Source organism: Maricaulis sp., from assembly GCF_048270265.1.
GTDB lineage: Bacteria > Pseudomonadota > Alphaproteobacteria > Caulobacterales > Maricaulaceae > Maricaulis.
The window spans coordinates 1-15,880 of record NZ_JBLWTD010000027.1; the positions used below are offsets into that span (position 1 = coordinate 1).

Annotated in this window: 20 protein-coding genes; 17 read left to right on the forward strand and 3 right to left on the reverse strand. The window is 67.0% G+C overall.

Features of this window, described 5'->3' with window-relative positions; translation table 11 throughout:
* Nucleotides 1–202: 202 nt before the first annotated feature.
* A complete protein-coding gene (locus ACN0YF_RS12665; RefSeq protein ID WP_417494660.1) occupies nt 203–631 on the forward strand; it encodes an HK97 family phage prohead protease in 429 nt (142 codons plus the stop codon).
* A gap of 16 nt (nt 632–647) precedes the next feature.
* Entirely contained in the window at nt 648–1,865 is a 1,218-nt protein-coding gene (locus tag ACN0YF_RS12670) for a phage major capsid protein (RefSeq protein ID WP_417494661.1), read from the forward strand.
* A 29-nt stretch (nt 1,866–1,894) separates the two neighbouring features.
* Here ACN0YF_RS12670 and ACN0YF_RS12675 read toward each other — a convergent pair whose 3' ends face one another.
* From ACN0YF_RS12675 to ACN0YF_RS12685, 3 genes are read right to left on the reverse strand one after another with little or no spacing between them, the layout of a single operon-like run.
* The gene (locus tag ACN0YF_RS12675) at nt 1,895–2,434 is read right to left on the reverse strand and encodes a hypothetical protein (RefSeq protein ID WP_417494662.1); all 540 of its coding nucleotides are present in this window, start codon (nt 2,432–2,434) and stop codon (nt 1,895–1,897) included.
* A complete protein-coding gene (locus ACN0YF_RS12680; protein ID WP_417494663.1) occupies nt 2,431–2,787 on the reverse strand; it encodes a hypothetical protein in 357 nt (118 codons plus the stop codon). Before ACN0YF_RS12680 ends, ACN0YF_RS12675 begins: the two co-directional genes overlap by 4 nt.
* Nucleotides 2,784–2,984 (reverse strand): hypothetical protein, encoded by a 201-nt coding sequence (locus tag ACN0YF_RS12685; RefSeq protein ID WP_417494664.1) that lies wholly within the window; start codon nt 2,982–2,984, stop codon nt 2,784–2,786. Before ACN0YF_RS12685 ends, ACN0YF_RS12680 begins: the two co-directional genes overlap by 4 nt.
* Between ACN0YF_RS12685 and ACN0YF_RS12690 the strand changes: the two genes are divergently transcribed.
* The 15 genes from ACN0YF_RS12690 (at nt 2,983) to ACN0YF_RS12760 (ending at nt 15,867) form a co-directional block, all read left to right on the forward strand.
* The gene (locus ACN0YF_RS12690; RefSeq protein ID WP_417494665.1) at nt 2,983–3,561 is read left to right on the forward strand and encodes a head-tail connector protein; all 579 of its coding nucleotides are present in this window, start codon (nt 2,983–2,985) and stop codon (nt 3,559–3,561) included. The two genes, ACN0YF_RS12685 and ACN0YF_RS12690, sit on opposite strands and share 2 nt — an antisense overlap.
* Nucleotides 3,558–3,974 carry a DUF3168 domain-containing protein gene (locus tag ACN0YF_RS12695; protein ID WP_417494666.1) on the forward strand — a complete coding sequence of 139 codons (417 nt, stop codon included), beginning with the start codon at nt 3,558–3,560 and terminating at the stop codon, nt 3,972–3,974. Before ACN0YF_RS12690 ends, ACN0YF_RS12695 begins: the two co-directional genes overlap by 4 nt.
* A gap of 179 nt (nt 3,975–4,153) precedes the next feature.
* The gene (locus ACN0YF_RS12700) at nt 4,154–4,570 is read left to right on the forward strand and encodes a phage major tail protein, TP901-1 family (RefSeq protein ID WP_417494667.1); all 417 of its coding nucleotides are present in this window, start codon (nt 4,154–4,156) and stop codon (nt 4,568–4,570) included.
* Nucleotides 4,570–4,833: a GTA-gp10 family protein gene (locus tag ACN0YF_RS12705; RefSeq protein ID WP_417494668.1), complete on the forward strand. Its 264-nt coding sequence runs from the start codon at nt 4,570–4,572 to the stop codon at nt 4,831–4,833. Before ACN0YF_RS12700 ends, ACN0YF_RS12705 begins: the two co-directional genes overlap by 1 nt.
* Entirely contained in the window at nt 4,830–5,009 is a 180-nt protein-coding gene (locus tag ACN0YF_RS12710; RefSeq protein WP_417494669.1) for a phage tail assembly chaperone, read from the forward strand. The genes ACN0YF_RS12705 and ACN0YF_RS12710 overlap by 4 nt, the downstream gene beginning before the upstream one ends.
* The gene (locus ACN0YF_RS12715) at nt 5,009–5,524 is read left to right on the forward strand and encodes a phage tail tape measure C-terminal domain-containing protein (RefSeq protein WP_417494670.1); all 516 of its coding nucleotides are present in this window, start codon (nt 5,009–5,011) and stop codon (nt 5,522–5,524) included. The genes ACN0YF_RS12710 and ACN0YF_RS12715 overlap by 1 nt, the downstream gene beginning before the upstream one ends.
* On the forward strand, nt 5,521–6,144 hold the full coding sequence (locus tag ACN0YF_RS12720) for a TIGR02217 family protein (RefSeq protein ID WP_417494671.1): 624 nt from the start codon (nt 5,521–5,523) through the stop codon (nt 6,142–6,144). Before ACN0YF_RS12715 ends, ACN0YF_RS12720 begins: the two co-directional genes overlap by 4 nt.
* Nucleotides 6,145–6,515: 371 nt before the next feature.
* Nucleotides 6,516–7,175 carry a DUF2163 domain-containing protein gene (locus ACN0YF_RS12725; protein WP_417494672.1) on the forward strand — a complete coding sequence of 220 codons (660 nt, stop codon included), beginning with the start codon at nt 6,516–6,518 and terminating at the stop codon, nt 7,173–7,175.
* Between the two features lie 2 nt (nt 7,176–7,177).
* The gene (locus tag ACN0YF_RS12730; protein WP_417494673.1) at nt 7,178–7,624 is read left to right on the forward strand and encodes an NlpC/P60 family protein; all 447 of its coding nucleotides are present in this window, start codon (nt 7,178–7,180) and stop codon (nt 7,622–7,624) included.
* Nucleotides 7,624–11,451, forward strand: coding sequence for a baseplate multidomain protein megatron (locus tag ACN0YF_RS12735; protein WP_417494674.1), 3,828 nt, complete (start codon nt 7,624–7,626; stop codon nt 11,449–11,451). The genes ACN0YF_RS12730 and ACN0YF_RS12735 overlap by 1 nt, the downstream gene beginning before the upstream one ends.
* A 425-nt stretch (nt 11,452–11,876) precedes the next feature.
* Complete coding sequence (locus ACN0YF_RS12740; RefSeq protein WP_417494675.1) at nt 11,877–12,362, forward strand: helix-turn-helix transcriptional regulator; 486 nt, start codon at nt 11,877–11,879, stop codon at nt 12,360–12,362.
* Nucleotides 12,363–12,497: 135 nt separating this feature from the next.
* On the forward strand, nt 12,498–13,394 hold the full coding sequence (locus tag ACN0YF_RS12745; protein ID WP_417483347.1) for a DnaJ C-terminal domain-containing protein: 897 nt from the start codon (nt 12,498–12,500) through the stop codon (nt 13,392–13,394).
* A 69-nt stretch (nt 13,395–13,463) separates the two neighbouring features.
* Nucleotides 13,464–13,805, forward strand: coding sequence for a PepSY domain-containing protein (locus ACN0YF_RS12750; protein ID WP_417483346.1), 342 nt, complete (start codon nt 13,464–13,466; stop codon nt 13,803–13,805).
* An 8-nt stretch (nt 13,806–13,813) separates the two neighbouring features.
* Nucleotides 13,814–14,491 carry a response regulator transcription factor gene (locus ACN0YF_RS12755; RefSeq protein ID WP_417468908.1) on the forward strand — a complete coding sequence of 226 codons (678 nt, stop codon included), beginning with the start codon at nt 13,814–13,816 and terminating at the stop codon, nt 14,489–14,491.
* Nucleotides 14,488–15,867, forward strand: coding sequence for a sensor histidine kinase (locus ACN0YF_RS12760; RefSeq protein ID WP_417494676.1), 1,380 nt, complete (start codon nt 14,488–14,490; stop codon nt 15,865–15,867). The genes ACN0YF_RS12755 and ACN0YF_RS12760 overlap by 4 nt, the downstream gene beginning before the upstream one ends.
* Nucleotides 15,868–15,880: the final 13 nt, after the last annotated feature.

The window sequence follows — 15,880 nt, forward strand, 5'->3', positions numbered from 1 at the left end:
CCTCTCCCATCAACACAACAACCCCTCCCTTGTCATCCCGGACGGATGCCCCGCGCAGGCGGGGCGCCGATCCGGGACCTACCCGCTGCTCCAGCTGGTCTCACGGGTAGGTCCCGGATCTACGCCCGGATCGCTGCCGCGTCCGGGCATCCGTCCGGGATGACAAGGGGTTTGGATATTCAAAAGCAAAACGAGGCCCACCATGCCCCAAACCCTGCTGATCGAGGGTCATGCCAGTGTGTTTGATCTGGCCGATCTGGCTGGCGATGTCGTGCGCCGCGGCGCCTTTGCCGCCAGCCTGCGTCATCGCCGCAATGTGCCGATGCTGTTCCAGCACGAAGCGTCCGAGCCCGTCGGGGTCTGGCGGGAGCTGCGGGAGGATCAGCGCGGGCTTTATGTCCGCGGCGAGATCCTGGCCGAGGGGCCGCGCGGGCGTACCGCCCTGTCGCTGGTCAAATCCGGCGCCATTGACGGGCTGTCGATCGGCTTTCGCACCAAACGCTTTTCCGGCCGCACCCCGCGCGGGCGCGAGCTGATTGAACTGGATCTGTGGGAGGTCTCGATCGTGACCTTCCCGATGCTGCCGCAGGCCCGCCTGCGGCTTGTCTCCCAACCGGCCATCGCGGCCTGACATGTGAAGGATCATCATGACCAAGGAAACCAAGATGAGCCCGGTCTCCGGCGAAACCCGGGCCGCGCTCGGCGAAGTGCTTGCTGCCTTCGAGGCCTTCAAACAGGCCAATGACCAGCGCCTCGGCGAGATCGAGGCCAGGGCGTCGGCCGATGTCCTGCTCGACGAGAAGGTCGCGCGCATTGATGCCGCGCTCACCGACCAGAAATCCGCCCTCGACCGGCTGTTGCTCGGCGAGGCGCGTCCTGGCCTGTCGGGCGAGAATGGCTCGGCGGAGAGCGCCGCCTGGTCGCGCTATATGCGGCGCGGGGATCTGGCCGGGCTGGCGGAGGCCAAGTCGCTGAGCGCAGGCTCCAATCCCGATGGCGGCTATGTCGTGCCGGCCGAGACCGAGGCGCGCATTGACCGGCTGCTGATCGAAGCCTCGCCCATCCGCGCCATCGCCTCGGTGCGCCAGACCTCGGCACCCGTCTTCCGCAAACCGGTCTCGCGCGGCGGCGCCGCTTCGGGCTGGGTGGCGGAAACGGCGGCGCGTCCCGAAACCGGGGCGCCGAGCCTCGACCTGCTGGATTTCCCCTGCGCCGAGCTCTACGCCATGCCGGCGGCGACGCAGCAATTGCTCGATGATGCCATGGTCGATGTCGATCAATGGCTGGCCGAGGAAGTGCGCGATGTTTTCGCGGTGCAGGAAAGCGCGGCCTTCGTTTCCGGCGATGGCTCGGACAAGCCCAAGGGCTTTTTGAGCTATACCAAGGCGCTCGATGGCACGGAAAGCTGGGGCGAGATCGGCTATGTGCCGACCGGCACGGATGGCGGCTTCGACGCCGATGATCCGGCCGATGCGCTGATCGATCTGATCTATGCGCCCAAGACGGGCTACCGTGCCGCGGGCCGTTTCGTGATGAACCGGCGCACCGTCTCCGCCGTGCGGCGCTTCAAGGATGCCGACGGCAATTATCTCTGGCAGCCCTCCCTGTCCGAGGGCGGCAGCTCGACCCTGCTCGGCTATCCCGTCACCGAGGCCGAGGACATGCCGGATATCGGTTCCGGCAGCTATTCGATTGCCTTCGGTGATTTCGCCAAGGGCTATCTCGTGCTCGACCGCCAGGGCGTCGAGGTTCTGCGCGACCCGTATTCGGCCAAGCCCTATGTGCTCTTCTACACCACCAAGCGTGTTGGCGGCGGGGTGCAGGATTTTGCGGCGATCAAGCTGTTGAAGTTTGGCGTGAGCTGATCATCTGAGGAAGGGCACGTTCTGCCTGCCTAGAACAGGGAGAACGTGCCGTCCTTTGGCGGCAGGCGGTTATGGAGCAGGGCATTCGCGATCACGGTGAAGCTCGCAAACAAGATGAGCGGAATGGTTATCCAGAGCGGCAGCGTGATCGGGCCGTTCAGGGCGGCAACGGCCAGTGTGCAGACGATGATGGAAAAGCCGAAGCCCAGGGCCCGGCCAACGCCCGGGCCGTAAAACCCTCCTGAAGCGGTCTGCCAGGCGGGCAGCGCGTCTGAAAACTCACGCGGGGCCCAGCGGACCAGACCGAAAAACAGCGGCCAGGGCGTGTGATCCGGCGGCAATTTGAAGATCTGGCGCCGGCTGATGCTCCGCAAGAGCGGCAGAGCGATCACCAGTATGCCCACGCTGAGACCGAGAGGTCCGAACATTGCCCATTCCGGAGAATGCCGGATCAGCAGGGTCGCCGCGATGATGGTCAGGATGACGGCGCCGAGATGGCCGACGATCTCGGACCACAAGGCGAGTTTCGCCTCCGGCGGGAAGCCGTTGTCTGCGGCGTCATCCGTCATTTCCGCCCCATCTCCCGCTGCACCGCCTCGATCAGCGCGGCCTCCGCGGCATCGCTGACGGCATCGCCGGCCTCGGTGCCATGCGTCGCCTCGACGCTGGGCAGATCGAAGAAAACCCGGCGGATATAATTCTCCACCGGCCGCATCCAGACCGCGGTGCCAACAAGGCCCGGGATCAGCCAGACCAGCACGACGGATCTCGCTTCCATCATCGGCGGATCAATCAGGCCGGCGGCCGTGAAACCGTAGAATACCAGACCCCAGGCCAGCGCGATGGCTGGCAAACCGCAGATGGCGAAGGCCACGACCCAGGCCTGCAGCGCATTGAGGCGGCCGGGGCCGGGCGTGCTCATGCGCGGCTTTTGATCCAGGCAAAGAAGGTGCTGACCGTGAAGATCAGTGCCAGCACAAATGAAAAGCTCCAGCCGGGAAAGCCGAAGGTCATTTGCACACTGCCCAGCGCCGTACAGGCCGCCGCAGCGCCGCCATAGAGCCGCACCTGGCGCGTGAAGCGTCCGCGATCATTTTCGTTTGAACCGGAGTCCGTCATGTCTCTCTCCCTTGTCTCGCCGCCCGTGGCCGAGCCGCTCTCGCTTGAGCAGGCCAGGGCGCGTCTGCGTATCGCCGATACCAGCCAGGATGCGCGCCTGACGCATCTGATACGAAGCGCGCGCCAGCGTGTCGAGGGGGATACGGGCCGCGCCTGTCTCTCCCAGACCTGGCTGGAACGGCGCGATGCCTGGGATGGCGATGGGCGGCTCTGCGCCTTCGGCACCCAGTTCAAACTGCCCAAACCGCCGCTGATTTCCATCGACGCCATCACCACCTATGCCGCCGATGACACGCCGACGAGCCATGATCCGGCGGATTTCTTCATCGACACGGCTTCCGAGCCAGGCCGCCTGGCGCTGCGTCCCAACGGGCATTTCCCCCAGCCGGGCCGCAGCATTGCCGGCATCGAGATCCGCTTCACCTGCGGCTATGGCGACGATCCCGACGACGTGCCCGCACCCCTGGTCGAAGCCATCGGCCAGCTGGTCGAGGCGATGTATGAGGGCGGGCTGGATGTTGGCATGCCGGCCTCGGTCAAGGCGCTGCTCAGCCCATGGTGGAGGATCTCGCTATGAGCGCGCCCGAGGCCGATCTGATCGCGGCGCTCAGCGCGGCGATGTTGGCGGACGGCGCGGTGAAGGCCGTGCTCGGCGACCCGGTGCGCCTCTACGCCGAGCGCTCGCGCAGCGCCGCTTACCCGCACGCCAGCTGGGGCCGCTCGGAAACCCTGGCCCGCGATGCCGATGATGTGGCGCTGATCGAACACCGTCTCAGCCTGGAAATCTGGTGCCGCGATGGCGATCCCCACGCCATCACCGGCCAGCTGCGCGAAGCCCTGCGCGGGCTCGACCCGGTATTGCCGGAACCCTGGACGCTGGTCCTGCTGGCGCCGGCCTATAGCGATGTCTTCGCGACGCGGGACCGGCGGGTGAAGCGCGGGCTTATTCGCTTGCGGGCGGTGATGGGGTGCATTTCGACCTCAAGCTGACCCCTTGTCATCCCGGACGGATGCCCCGCGCAGGCGGGGCGCAGATCCGGGACCTACCCGTCAGACCAGCTGGAGCAGCGGGTAGGTCCCGGCCCTACGCCCGGCCCAGGGCCGGGCATCCGGCCGGGATGACAAGTGATTGTGAATTTTGAACTTTTAAACCCCCGGAGGACTCACCCATGACCATCCAGTCCGGCAAGGACATTCTCCTCAAGATCGGCGATGGCGGCGATCCGCAGGCTTTCACGGCTGCTGCCGGTCTGCGCATGAAGACGATCTCGCTCAATGCCCGCAGCGTCGATGTCACCACGGCGGACAGTCCGGAAGGCTGGCGCGAATTGCTGGCCGGGGCGGGTGTGAAGACCTGTTCTGTCTCCGGGGCCGGCGTGTTTGTCGATGCCGCCAGCGATGCGCAGGTCAGGCAGGCCTTTTTCGACCAGGCGGCGCGGGACTGGCAATTGATCATCCCGGATTTCGGCGTGATCGAGGGCGCCTTCCTCGTCGCGGCGCTGGATTATTCCGGGCGCCATGATGGCGAGGCGGCCTGGTCGATGACGCTGGCTTCGGCCGGGCAATTGAGCTTTGGAGCGATCTGATGGCCAATCCTGCCCGCGGCGAAACCACGCTGGAGATCGGCGGGGTGACGCATACGCTGTGCCTGACGCTCGGCGCCCTGGCCGAGATCGAGGCGCTGTTCGAGGACGGCGCCCGGCTCGATGCCCGCAATCTGGTCACCGTGCTGGGCGTGCTGCTGCGCGGCGGCGGCTCGACCATCACCGAGGCGGAGTTGCGCGCGGCACCGCTCGACCCACTGGCGGCGGCGTCGGCGATCTCGACCTGTTTCGAGACCGCGCTATGAGCCGGCCCGACTGGCTCGCCGCCCTGCGCCTGGCGGCGCGGATGGGCCTTGCGCCGGCCGAGTTCTGGCGTCTGAGCCTGATCGAATGGCGCGCCCTGGCGGGCGCCCATGATGCCCGGCCGCTCAGCCGCCGGGCCCTGCAAATCCTGATGGCCGATTATCCGGACAAGACCTGATGACTGATTTCACCGACCAGACCGAAAGCGCTGGCGAAGCCCTCGACGCGCTCGCCGACGGCCCCGCCGCCCGCGCCAGCCAGGCCATCGAGGTTGCCTTCGAGCGCACCGGCGAGAGCATCGAGCGCGCCTTCGAGCGCGCCGCCCGTTCCGGCGAGACCAGTTTTTCGCGCCTCACCGAAAGCATATTGCGCGACATGGCGCGGCTGGCCGCCGAGCAATTGATCGAGAAACCGCTGAGCGGCGCGATCCAGTCCGCCCTCGCCAACATGCCCTTCTTCGGCGCCCGCGCCGAGGGCGGACCGGTGACGCCCGGCGGCGCCTATCTGGTCGGCGAGCGCGGGCCGGAACTCTTCACGCCGCCCGGCGCCGGCAGCATTGGCGGGGCGGCACCGAATATCACCGTCAATCTGGCGCTGGGGCCGGGCGCGGATGCGCGCGCGGTCGAACAATCGCAGGCGCGGATCAGCCGCGCCCTGGCCCGCGCCGTTGCCAGAGGGAGCCGCTATCTATGACCGCCTTCCACGAGATCCGCTTCCCCTTCGCCGTCGCCCTCGGCGCCGTCGGCGGGCCCCGGCGGCGCACCGAGATCGTCACCCTGGTGTCGGGCCGCGAGGAGCGCAATTCGCCCTGGGCCGACAGTGTGCGCCGCTGGGATGCCGGCCCGGGCGTCAAATCCCTCGACGATCTCAATACGCTGATCGCCTTCTTCGAGGCGCGCCGCGGCCGCCTGCACGGTTTCCGCTTCCGCGACCCGATCGATAACCGCTCCTGCGCGCCGTCCGCTGCGCCATCCATGCTGGATCAGGTTATCGGGACCGGGGACGGGGTGAGGGCGGAATTCCAGTTGGTGAAGCATTATGCCAGCGGCGGTGAGAGCTGGACGCGCAGCATTGCCAAGCCCGTTGAGGGCACGGTGAGTGTCGCCGTCGATGGCGTCGAGACGGAGGGCTCCGTCGATCATGCCACCGGCCAGGTCAGCTTCGCTGATCCGCCCGCCGACGGGGCCGCGATCACCGCCGGTTTCGCCTTCGATTGCCCGGTACGCTTCGACACCGACCAGCTCGACATCGCCCTCGACGCCATTGGCGCCGGCGCCGCACCCAGCGTGCCGCTGGTCGAATTGCGGCTGTAGTCGGCGCGCCGGCGAGGGACGTGTACCTCTGGTACGCGTCCCCGGGGAGAACCGCATTTTTCCCGGGACAGGTACCGGAGGTCCCTGTCCCTCTTGGCGCCTTACGATCCTCACCATCTCCGCCCCCTTCGGGGGCACCTCTTCCATCAAGGAAGAGGAGGGTGCTTTGCTTTCTCTACGCATTTTTCTTCAACCAAACCAACCCCTTTTCATCCCTGACGGATGGCCCGACTTGATCGGGCCGCAGATCAGGGACCTACCCATGGATCCAGCTGGAGCAGCGGGTAGGTCCCGGATCTACGCCCGGATCGCTGTCGCGTCCGGGCATCCGTCCGGGATGACAAGGGGATGGGTATTGAAGGTTTAACCCCATGCTCACCATCCCCCTTGCCATGCAGGCATCACTCGATGCCGGCGTGACAACTCATGCCTGGTGCTGGCGCGTCACGCGAACCGATGATGCCGTGTTCGGCTTCACCGATCATGACCGCGATCTCGAGATTGACGGTCTCATCTACCGCGCCGGCAGCGGCTTTGGCGGCGCCGGGGCCGAGGCGGCGCCGGGGCTGGCGCCGTCGCAGACGGATATGGCCGGCGCGCTCGATGATGCGGTGTTGACCGAGGCCGATCTGGCAGCGGGGCTGTGGGGCGGCGCTCGGGTGGAGTGCTGGCGGGTCGACTGGTCGGACACGGATTTGCGGGTGCTGGTTTCCACCGGTGAGCTGGGCGAAGTCCGCCGGCTTGACGGGCGGTTCGAGGCGGAATTGCTCGGCCTGGCGCACCGGCTGGAACGGCAGACGGGCCGTGTCTTCACGCGGCGCTGTGATGCGCGGCTCGGCGATGGGCGGTGCGGGGTTTCGCCGGATCATCCCGATTTCGCAACCGGTTGCGACCAGCGTTTTGCCACCTGCCGCGACCGCTTCGCCAACACCGCTAATTTCCGCGGCTTCCCGCACATGGTCGGCAATGACGTGCTGCAGGCTTCGGCCGCCAGCGAGACGATCCGCGATGGCGGGTCGAGAGGACTCTAGACATGAAACGGACAATGAATTTGCGCAGCCGCGTCCTCACCGAGGCGCGGCGCTGGATCGGCACGCCCTATCGCCATCAGGGCAGTTGCCGGGGGGCGGGTTGTGACTGCCTGGGACTGGTGCGCGGTATCTGGCGGGCGCTCTATGGCGATGAGCCGGAGGGGCTGCCGCCCTATACGCCCGACTGGGCCGAGCGCTGCGGCTCCGAGAGCCTGCTCGAGGCGGCGCAGCGGCATCTGGTCGAGATCGATATCCGCAAGGTCAAACCGGGCGATGTCTTGCTGTTCCGGCCCGAGCTGAAGGGCCCGGCCAAGCATTGCGCCATCGTTTCGGGCCCGACCGGGATCATCCACGCCTATTGGGGCCGCGCCGTGGCCGAGACTTCGCTCTCGCCCTGGTGGCAGAGACGGCTGGTGGCGGCCTTTGCCTTTCCGGAAAGGGCGCGCTGATGGCGCAGCTCGTGATGACGGCGGGACGTGCCGGGCTGTCAGCCCTGCAGGCGGCGGCACCGGCGCTGGCCAATGCGGCGGCCAATCTGGCGGTCAATGCGCTGATCGGTGGGCGCCGCCGCGAAGGGCCGCGCATGCCGGAAATCCCGGTCCAGACCTCAACTGACGGCGCACCGATGGCGCGCATCTGGGGCCGGGCGCGTATCGCCGGCCAGGTGATCTGGGCCTCGCGCTATCTGGAACATGCCACCAAAACGTCGTCGGGCGGCAAGGGTGGGCCGAGCCAGGTCGATTATTCCTATTCGATCAGTTTTGCCGTCGGGCTGTGCGAGGGCGAGATTGCCGGGATCGGGCGCGTCTGGGCCAATGGGGCGCTGCTCGATACCGCCGGTCTGGCGATGCGCGTTTATCCGGGCAGCGAGACCCAGGCGCCCGATGCCCTGATCGAGGCCATCGAGGGCGGCGAAGTGCCCGCCTTTCGCGGCACGGCCTATGTCGTGTTCGAGGATCTGCCGCTCGATGAATTCGGCCATCGCATCCCCAATCTCTCCTTCGAGGTCTTCCGCCCGGTGCGCGATGGCGTGCAGCTGGAGGACCGGGTGGCCGGCGTCAACCTGATCCCCGGTTCGGGCGAATTTGCCTATGCGCCCGAAGCGGTGATGCGCGAGCTTGGGCCGGGGCGCGAGGTAGCGGAGAACCGCAATAATGGCCGCGGCGTTTCCGATTTCATCGCCGCGATTGATGATCTGGAACGCGATCTGCCCCATTGCCGCTCGGTGCAGCTGGTGGTGTCCTGGTTTGGCGATGATCTGCGCTGCGGGCACTGCCGGATCCGCCCCGGCGTCGAGACGCAAGACAAGCAAACGCGGCCGCTGGTCTGGTCCGTGGCCGGCGAGGATCGCGCTTCCGCCTATCTGATCAGCGGTGAGGATGGACGGCCCGTCTATGGCGGCACGCCGGACGATGCCAGCATTATCGCCGCCATCACAGAGCTCAAGGCGCGCGGCTTTTCCGTGACGCTCTATCCTTTCATCCTGATGGACATCCCGGCCGGCAATGGCCTGCCCGATCCGTATGGCGCGGCCGAACAGGCGGCCTTTCCCTGGCGCGGGCGCATCACCTGCCATCCGGCACCGGGCGAGGCCGGCACGGTGGATGAAAGCGCGGCGGCTGCGGCGCAGGTTGCGGATTTCTTCGGCACGGCGTCGGCGAGTGATTATGCGGTATCGGGCGGGGCTGTGAGCTATTCGGGACCGGCCGAATGGGGGCTCAACCGCTTCATCCTGCATTGTGCGGCGTTGGCCAGGGCCGCCGGCGGGGTGGACGGATTCCTGATCGGCTCGGAACTCGCGGCGCTGACCACGGTGCGCGGCGCGGGCGGAACCTATCCCGCCGTGACGGCGCTGCGCACGCTGGCGGGCCAGGCGCGGGCGCTGCTCGGCCCGGCGACGCGGATTTCCTATGCCGCCGACTGGACGGAATATTCCGGCCATCAGCCCGGCGGCGGAGCGAAGCTCTTCCATCTCGACCCGCTATGGAGCGATGCCGACATCGATGCGGTGGCGATCGACTGGTATGTGCCGCTCTCGGACTGGCGCGGCGAGGCGGGCGAGCTTGATGCTTCGCTCGCGAGCGGACCGCATGACCGCGGCTATCTCGCGTCCAGCATCACGGGCGGCGAGGGGTTTGACTGGTATTATGCCAGCGAAGCGGATCGCGCGGCCCAGATCCGCACGCCGATCACGGATGGCGCCCATGGCGAGGCCTGGATCTGGCGCTACAAGGATCTGGTCAGCTGGTGGAGCCAGCCGCATCATGACCGGCCCGGCGGTGTGCGCTTGGAAACGCCAACCGGCTGGGTGCCGCAATCCAAGCCGATCTGGCTGACCGAGGTGGGCTGTCCTGCCGTCGACAAGGGCTCCAACCAGCCCAATGTCTTCGTTGATCCGAAAAGTTCGGAGAGCCATCTGCCCTGGTTCTCTGACGGCTCGCGCGATGATCTGGTGCAGCGGCGTTATCTCGAAGCCCTGCTGGCGCACTGGTCCGGCGACGTGGCGGCCAATCCCGTCTCCTCCGTCTATGGCGGGCCGATGCTGCCGCCGGAGCTGATCCATGTCTGGGCCTGGGATGCCCGGCCCTGGCCGGACTTTCCCGCCCGCAGCGATGTCTGGTCCGATGGCGCCAACTGGACGCTGGGGCACTGGCTCAATGGCCGCGCCGGACTGGTGCCGGTGGCGGCGATCATCGCGGACACATGCATGGCGGCCGGGCTGGCGGAATTCGACGTTTCGGCGGTCGATGACCTGGTGGCCGGCTATGTCCTGCCCCGGCCCGTGGCCGCACGCGCGGCGCTGGAACCCTTGATGGATGTGCTCGGCCTTGACGTTCTGCCACGCGCGGCATCGCTCGACTTTGCCTCGGCGAGCACGGCGATGGCGCCGCTGACCCTGGCCGAGCCGGTGCAGCCGGCCCATGGGCCGGCGGTCGAGCGGATGGATCCGCCCGTGTTTGATACGCCGCGCGAACTCAGCCTCGATTTCATCGATGATGGCGCCGAATACCGGCCGGGTCATGCCACGGCGCGGGGCCTGTTCGAGACGGTGCAGAGCCTCGCCCTGTCGGCGCCCGTCCTGGCGGACCCGTCACTGGCGCAAGGCTGGTGCCGGGACGCGCTCGCCGAGATCGAGGCCCGTCCGGCGCGGTTGGGCCTCAATCTGTCGCCCTCATTGCTGGCGCTGGAGGCGGGCGATGCGGTCAGCCTTGATGGTGAGGTGTGGCGTGCGGAAACCCTGGATGGCGGCGCGGCCCGCGCGGCCGGACTGCGCCCGCCGCGCCGGCGCTCCGGCGTCTGGCGGGGCAGTGTGGCGGGGGCCGGTGGCCCGGCGCTGCAGCCGCCCGCCCGGCCGCAACTGATCGCCCTCGACCTGCCGCTTGATGTCCGCGAGCCGGGCCCGCGCGGCGGTGTGCTCGTCGCCGGTTTTGCCGATCCCTGGCCGGGCGTGCTCGATGTGTTCGTGGAGACGGGCGAGGGCGGTTGGGACCCGCGTTGCCAGCTGCGGCGCCCGGCGCGGATCGGGGTTCTTCTGGATGATCTCGCGGCCGGCCCGATCGGTTATTGGGACGAGGCGGCGAGCATCGGGATCGAACTCTCCGGCGGCGAGCTGGCGAGCCTCACGCGCGAGGCCGTGCTCAATTGCGCCAACCGCCTGGCGGTGTCGCTGGGGGCGGGCGAGTGGGAAGTGTTGCAGTTTGCCGGCGCCGAACTGACCGGCGAGCGCCGCTACCGCCTCACCGGCTTGCTGCGCGGCCAGGGCGGGACGCCGGCCATCGGGGCGCCGGCCGGGGCGGTCTGTGTCGTGCTTGACGAGGCGCTCGCCGTCCTGCCGCTGCTGGAGCATGAAACCGGCACGCCCCTGGCCGTGCGTGCCGCCGCGGCGGGGCGGGCGGCGGGCGATGGGCAGGCCGCGGAAATCACCGTCACCGGCGAGGATCGCGATCTGTGGCCCTTCGCGGCGGTGCATGTGCGTGCCGAGCGGGCTGGCGGGAGGGTGACCGTCCGCTGGATCCGCCGCACCCGCATCGGCGGCGATGACTGGCGCGCCGCCGATGTGCCGCTGGGTGAAGAGGCCGAGGCCTGGCAGGTTGAGTTGCTGGATGATGAGCTGGCCGTGCTGAGCGAGGCGATCGCGACAGCCGAGTGGTCGATCAGTGAGGCCGATCTGGTGAGCCTGCTCGGGGCTGTGCCGGACACGCTCGAGCTGCGCATCGCCCAGATCTCCTCGCGGACGGGCCCGGGCCGCCCGGCGCGCTGCAGCTTGCCCCTGTAAGGAGCGCTCGAACGGGCCGCAGCGTGGAGCGGCATGCCCGGCATCGCCCTTCGAACTCGTCGCTTGCAATCAACCAAAAGTCGCGAATAAGTTGCAAATTGGCGAAGCGCCTGTTGTCGTGCGTGAATTGCTCGCGTGTTGACAATTGTAAACACTCTGTGCATTTAAGGATGGACGAATGGCCAGACGGCCGCGCCACCCGGACAAGGCCATTGAGGCCGCCATTGCCGAGCTGGAAGCCGCAGGATGGCGCTATGCGCCAACCGGCAAGAGTGCTCATGCCTGGGGCAAGTTGTGCTGTCGCCAGCACGACCCATCCGGCTGCACGATCTATGTCTGGTCCACACCAAGGGTTCCGGAGCGCCATGCCAGGGACATCCGGCGGGCGGGCCGGAAATGCGGTCACGCCGATCAGGGAGGCGACAATGGGTGAATTCGAGTTTTCCGTCATCGCGTCCGGGCTGGAAGCCGACAGCGAGACGGCTGCCGACCGCTTCTTCGAGGCGGGGTGCGATGACGCCACGATAGCCTTCGCACGTGGCGTCTATGTCCTCGCATTCTGCCGGGAGGCCGCTTCGTTCGAAGACGCCATCACCTCGGCTCTCACCGATGTTCGCGAAGCAGGCGCCCAGGTTGAGCGCCTCGAGCCTGATTGCCTGGTCAGCCTCTCGGAAATTGCCGAGCGTGCCGGCCTGTCGCGGGCAGCGCCCTCGCTTTATGCCCTTGGCAAGCGCGGTACAGGCTTTCCTCGCCCTGTCGCGCGCTTCACGACCAGTAGTCCGCTCTATGACTGGCACGAAGTGGCGCTCTGGCTGCACAACAAGGGTGAGCTGGACGCCTCTATCGTTGCCCAGGCGGCTTTCATCAAGTCCCTGAACCGGAATCTGGACAGGGCGGTCGCGGCTCAATAGCGCGCCAATGCGGGCCCCCTGTGGGCGGGCCTCGCTCCGTGTGTGACGGGCGCCGGTCCTGCCCCTGTGAGCGATGCTTTGCGATTGGCGGCAAAGCCCCTTACATGAACGCTGAATTGAGCTGATGGCGTGGGCATGGACGATCCTTACAAAATTCTTGGTGTGGCGAAGACGGCGACGGCGGACGAGATCCGCAAGGCCTATCGCAAGCTGGCCAAGGAACTGCACCCCGATGCCAATCCCGACAACAAGGCGGCCGAGGAGCGTTTCAAGAACGTCTCCCAGGCCTTCAAGACCTTGTCGGACCCGAAGTCGCGCGCCGAATACGATGCCGGTCAGCGCGCCGGTTTCGGTCCGGGTGCGGGCCATGGCATGGGTGCGGGCATGGGCGGCGGCGCGCGCGGCCCGTTCAATTTTCGCCAGACACGGCAGAATAATCGCGGCTTTGACGATATCTTCTCCGACCTGTTCACTGATTTCGGGGCCCAGACCCGCGAGGCACCACGCAAGGGAGCCGATGTGCGCCAGACCCTGACGATCGATTTTCTGGCCGCGGCGAGTGGCGGCAAGCATCGCGTCACCCTGCCGGGGGGGCGCGCGGTCGAGGTCGCCGTGCCTTCGGGTGCGGCGGACGGCCAGGTCCTGCGCCTGCGCGGCCAGGGCGAAGCCTCGGCGATGGGCGGTGCGCCCGGCGATGCGTTGATCGAGATCCGGATTGCCGAACACCGGCACTTTTCCCGTGCGGGTGATGATGTCCGGCTGGAATTGCCGGTGAGCCTGAAGGAAGCTGCGCTCGGCGCGAAAGTGCGGGTGCCCACGATTGACGGTCCGGTCGATCTGCAGGTGCCGGCCGGATCGAGCAGCGGCACGCTGCTGCGCCTGCGTGGCAAGGGATTTGCGAGCGGCAAGGGCAAGCGCGGTGACCAGATCGTCAAGCTGGTCGTGGCCCTGCCGCCGCGCGACGAGGCGCTGCGTGCTTTTCTCGAGACGTGGACGCCGGCTCAGGCCTATGATCCGCGCAAGGGCCTGTAGCTGCGAATGAGTGCAAGATTAGGGAGTCGTTCAGCCCGGGTTCAGGGCCGTTGCGTCACATAGAGTGCCATGTTGAGAACACTGATCATCATTGCAGCAGCTTTCACCGCCCTGGGCGTGCCGGCTGTGACGCACGCCGAAGCGGCGGGCCTGGAATTGAACCAGGGCCGCGATGTGCGCGACCGCTATACGCCGGGTGAAGCCCGCGTGCAGCGCGAGCAGGGCAATCTCGTTCCGGCGATCCGGGTGATCGGTGATGTCCGGCAGCGCTATCCGAATGCGGATGTGCTTGACGTCGAACTCGAGGGTGGCAGCGCGCCGCGCTATATCGTCAAGATACTCACCGCTGACGGCCGCCGGATCGATGTGGTGGCAGATGCCCGCACGGGCAATATATTGTCGGAACGATAGGGGAAGTCATGCGCGCTCTGATTATTGAAGACGATCCGGATCTCAATCGCCAGCTTTGCCGGGCGCTCGAGGATACCGGTTATGCGGTCGACACCGCGCTCGACGGCGAGGATGGCCATTTCCTCGGTGACACCGAGCCCTATGATGTCGTCGTGCTCGATCTCGGCCTGCCCAAGCTGGACGGCGTGAGTGTCCTGGAACGCTGGCGCAATGACGGCCGCGACTTCCCGGTCCTGATTCTCACCGCGCGTGATCGCTGGAGTGAAAAGGTTGCCGGTTTCGATGCCGGGGCCGATGACTATCTCACCAAGCCTTTCCACACCGAGGAATTGCTGGCGCGACTGCGGGCCCTGACCCGGCGCGCGGCGGGCCATTCGACCTCGACGATTGAATGCGGTGGCCTGTCGATCGATACGCGTGGCGCGCGGGTTTTCATCAATGGTGACCCGGTGAAGGTGACCTCGCATGAATTCCGCATGCTGAGCTATCTCGCCCACCATCAGGATCGCGTCATCTCGCGCACCGAGCTGGTCGAGCATATCTACGATCAGGATTTCGACCGCGACAGCAATACGATCGAGGTCTTCGTTGGCCGCCTGCGCAAGAAAATCGGGCAGGACCGGATCGAAACGGTTCGTGGCCTCGGTTATCGCCTGGTCGAACCGGTGTCGCCGCCGGTCTCGTGACCTCCCGCGTCTCCCTTGCCTTCCGGCTGTTTGCCGGCGCGGCGGCCTGGGCCCTGGCATTGTTGCTGGTCGGCGCCATCGCGCTGAGCACGCTTTACCAGCGTTCGGTGATCCGCACGCTCGATGATCGTCTGACAAGTATTGTCGGTGCGCTGGTCGCGGCAGCGGAGACGGATGAGAGCGGCGCGGTCGCCCTGGCCCGCCGGCCGTCGGACCCCGCCTATGGCCGTGTCTTCTCCGGCCGCTACTGGCAGATCGTCGATGCCGGCCAGAGCGGCGAAGACAGCATATTGATCGTCTCGCGCTCCCTGTGGGATGAAACGCTGGCGGCCTCCCAGGGCTTGCGCAACCGGGCCGAGGCTTCTCCCGGACAGATCGTGACGGGCCGTGCCAAGGGTCCGGCCGGTGAACCCCTGCGGGTCGTTGCCCAGGCCGTGTTGTTGCCGGACCGTGAAGACGTCGTGATCATGATGGCGGGCGAGGATCGCCGGCCGGCCGACCGCGATATCCGCAACTTTGCCATTACTTCAGCTGTCCTGCTGCTCGGCTTTGCTGCCGCGATCGCGGCCGGTGTTTTCTTCCAGGTCCGGATCGGGCTGGCGCCGGTTCTGCGCATGCGCAACAGCGTCGCCGATGTGCGCGAGGGGCGCAGCGAGCGCGTTGACGGTCAGTTCCCGGTCGAGCTGCAGCCACTTGCCGACGAGCTCAACGCCATGCTCGACCATTCGCGCGAGCTGGTCGAGCGCTCGCGCACCCATGTCGGCAATCTGGCCCACGCCCTGAAGACCCCGATCGCTGTCCTGACCAATGAGGCCCGCGAGGCCGGTGGCGGTTTCGGTGATCTGGTCAGCCGGCAGACGTCGATCATGGCCGAACAGGTTGATCACCATCTCCGCCGTGCCCGGGCCGCAGCCCACGCCAAGGCGATTGGCGCCCGCACCGAGGTCGAGCCGACCGTCGGCGATCTCGCCCGTACGCTCAACAAGATCTATGCCCGGCGCGGCGTCGCCATCGAAACCCGGCTGGAACCTGACCTGTATTTTCGCGGTGAGCGCCAGGATCTCGAGGAAATGGTCGGCAATCTGATGGACAATGCCTGCAAATGGGCCACATCCCGGGTCATGGTCTCGGCGCAGCAGGGGGCTGAAAGAAATCTCGAACTCTTGATCGAGGATGATGGCCCGGGTCTTGACGAGGCCGGCTGTGAAGCGGCGCTGCAACGCGGGGTGCGTCTGGACGAACAGGCGCCGGGATCGGGCCTTGGCCTGGCCATTGTTTCAGACCTCGCAAAGGCTTATGGCGGGGGTGTTGTATTGTCCAGATCTACACTTGGCGGGTTGTGCGTCCGTCTGACCTTGCCAACCACAGCGCGATAAAGCGGCGTTAACC

What these genes read in the sequence shown, in the direction of transcription:
- ACN0YF_RS12665 (WP_417494660.1), top strand. Translation starts at nt 203, where the DNA reads ATGCCCCAAACCCTGCTGATCGAGGGTCATGCCAGTGTGTTTGATCTG.
- ACN0YF_RS12670 (WP_417494661.1), top strand. Translation starts at nt 648, where the DNA reads ATGACCAAGGAAACCAAGATGAGCCCGGTCTCCGGCGAAACCCGGGCC.
- ACN0YF_RS12675 (WP_417494662.1), bottom strand. Translation starts at nt 2,434, where the DNA reads ATGACGGATGACGCCGCAGACAACGGCTTCCCGCCGGAGGCGAAACTC.
- ACN0YF_RS12680 (WP_417494663.1), bottom strand. Translation starts at nt 2,787, where the DNA reads ATGAGCACGCCCGGCCCCGGCCGCCTCAATGCGCTGCAGGCCTGGGTC.
- ACN0YF_RS12690 (WP_417494665.1), top strand. Translation starts at nt 2,983, where the DNA reads ATGTCTCTCTCCCTTGTCTCGCCGCCCGTGGCCGAGCCGCTCTCGCTT.
- ACN0YF_RS12685 (WP_417494664.1), bottom strand. Translation starts at nt 2,984, where the DNA reads ATGACGGACTCCGGTTCAAACGAAAATGATCGCGGACGCTTCACGCGC.
- ACN0YF_RS12695 (WP_417494666.1), top strand. Translation starts at nt 3,558, where the DNA reads ATGAGCGCGCCCGAGGCCGATCTGATCGCGGCGCTCAGCGCGGCGATG.
- ACN0YF_RS12700 (WP_417494667.1), top strand. Translation starts at nt 4,154, where the DNA reads ATGACCATCCAGTCCGGCAAGGACATTCTCCTCAAGATCGGCGATGGC.
- ACN0YF_RS12705 (WP_417494668.1), top strand. Translation starts at nt 4,570, where the DNA reads ATGGCCAATCCTGCCCGCGGCGAAACCACGCTGGAGATCGGCGGGGTG.
- ACN0YF_RS12710 (WP_417494669.1), top strand. Translation starts at nt 4,830, where the DNA reads ATGAGCCGGCCCGACTGGCTCGCCGCCCTGCGCCTGGCGGCGCGGATG.
- ACN0YF_RS12715 (WP_417494670.1), top strand. Translation starts at nt 5,009, where the DNA reads ATGACTGATTTCACCGACCAGACCGAAAGCGCTGGCGAAGCCCTCGAC.
- ACN0YF_RS12720 (WP_417494671.1), top strand. Translation starts at nt 5,521, where the DNA reads ATGACCGCCTTCCACGAGATCCGCTTCCCCTTCGCCGTCGCCCTCGGC.
- ACN0YF_RS12725 (WP_417494672.1), top strand. Translation starts at nt 6,516, where the DNA reads ATGCTCACCATCCCCCTTGCCATGCAGGCATCACTCGATGCCGGCGTG.
- ACN0YF_RS12730 (WP_417494673.1), top strand. Translation starts at nt 7,178, where the DNA reads ATGAAACGGACAATGAATTTGCGCAGCCGCGTCCTCACCGAGGCGCGG.
- ACN0YF_RS12735 (WP_417494674.1), top strand. Translation starts at nt 7,624, where the DNA reads ATGGCGCAGCTCGTGATGACGGCGGGACGTGCCGGGCTGTCAGCCCTG.
- ACN0YF_RS12740 (WP_417494675.1), top strand. Translation starts at nt 11,877, where the DNA reads ATGGGTGAATTCGAGTTTTCCGTCATCGCGTCCGGGCTGGAAGCCGAC.
- ACN0YF_RS12745 (WP_417483347.1), top strand. Translation starts at nt 12,498, where the DNA reads ATGGACGATCCTTACAAAATTCTTGGTGTGGCGAAGACGGCGACGGCG.
- ACN0YF_RS12750 (WP_417483346.1), top strand. Translation starts at nt 13,464, where the DNA reads ATGTTGAGAACACTGATCATCATTGCAGCAGCTTTCACCGCCCTGGGC.
- ACN0YF_RS12755 (WP_417468908.1), top strand. Translation starts at nt 13,814, where the DNA reads ATGCGCGCTCTGATTATTGAAGACGATCCGGATCTCAATCGCCAGCTT.